Source organism: Nocardiopsis sp. TNDT3, assembly GCF_003427465.1.
Lineage (GTDB): Bacteria > Actinomycetota > Actinomycetes > Streptosporangiales > Streptosporangiaceae > Nocardiopsis > Nocardiopsis dassonvillei.
Window position 1 is genome coordinate 1 of sequence record NZ_QPFC01001224.1, and the last position, 1,509, is coordinate 1,509.

Sequence of the window (1,509 nt, forward strand, 5' to 3'; positions counted from 1 at the left end):
CGCCCACGCACCGCCGGGCGTCCGCGCCCGCGCCTTCGCCGGACTCAAGGCCGAGGCGGTCCTCGACGCGCCCCTCAACATCGCCGTCACCGTCGACCCCACACGGGGAGGACGGCACGCCCGGGGCCGCCACGCCCGCCCCCTGAGCGCCGACCACGCCGCGGCGCTCGCCGTGGAGAACCTCTGGATCGCCGCGCGCGCCGAGGGGCTGGGCGTCGGCTGGCTCACCTTCGTCGACGAGCGCGACGTCGCCCGCGCCCTCGAACTCCCCGCCCACCTGGACGTGGCCGCCTACCTGTGCGTCGGCTACGTGGAGGAGTTCCCCGCCGAGTCCGAGCTCAGCCTCTCCGGCTGGGCCAGGGAGCGCCCCCTGTCCTGGGCGGTGCACCACGACCGCTACGGCCGCCGCGGCCTGCCCGGCCGGGAACCCACGAGCCTGCTGGAGGAGACCATCACCGCCGTCGGAGCGCTGGACACCCGCGCGATGGAGGAGGCCAGGGACCGCCAGGACCGGATGACCAAGCCGCCCGGCTCCCTCGGCTTCCTGGAGGAGGTCTCGGTCCAGCTGGCCGGGATCTCCGGGCAGTGCCCGCCGCCGATCCCCGACCCGGCCGCCGTCGCCGTGTTCGCGGGCGACCACGGCGTGCACGCCCAGGGGGTGACCCACTGGCCCCAGGAGGTCACCGCCCAGATGGTGCACAACTTCCTGGAGGGCGGCGCCGTCGTCAACGCCTTCGCCGCCCAGGTCGGCGCCGAGGTCACCGTCGTGGACGTCGGCGTGGCCGCGGACCTGCCCCGTGCCCCCGGCCTGCTGGCCCGCAAGGTCGCGCGCGGCACCGCCGACCTCACCCAGGGGCCAGCGCTCACCCGCGAGCAGACCCTCCAGGCCCTGGAGTGCGGCATCGAGGTCGCCCGCGACCTGGTCTCCGCGGGCAACCGCTGCCTGGTCACCGGCGACATGGGCATCGCCAACACCACCCCGGCCGCCGCCCTGGTGTGCGCCTTCACCGGAGCCGACCCCGCGCACGCCACGGGACGGGGCACCGGTGTGGACGACGCCGTGTACGCCCACAAGGTCGACGTGGTGCGCCGTGCCCTGGCCGAGCACCCCGTCGACCCGGCCGACCCCATCGGCACCCTGGCCGCCCTGGGCGGCCTGGAGCACGCCGCCCTGGCGGGGTTCGTGCTCGGCGGCGCGGCCCTGCGCGTCCCGGTGCTGCTGGACGGGGTCATCGCCGGATCGGCCGCCCTGGCCGCCGCCGCGATCTCCCCGGAGGCCCTCAGCGCCTGCTTCGCCGGGCACCGCTCCAGCGAGCCCGGGCACAGCCTGGCCCTGGAGCACCTGGGCCTGCGCCCCCTGGTCGACCTGGAGATGCGCCTGGGCGAGGGCTCCGGAGCGCTGCTGGCACTGCCGCTGCTCCAGAGCGCGGCGCGTGTCCTGCACGACGTCGCCACCTTCGACGACGCGGGCGTCTCCACCGCCCCCTGACCTGGGGCGCCCCACCGTCC

1 protein-coding gene is annotated in these 1,509 nt (G+C 76.7%); it reads left to right on the forward strand.

Going from position 1 to position 1,509, the window contains the following annotated elements; all coding sequences use genetic code 11:
• Positions 1 to 1,489: nicotinate-nucleotide--dimethylbenzimidazole phosphoribosyltransferase (gene cobT / locus DQW06_RS26170; RefSeq protein ID WP_117199498.1), on the forward strand; the 1,489-nt coding region annotated here is incomplete at its 5' end.
• Between the last annotated feature and the right edge of the window lie 20 nt (positions 1,490 to 1,509).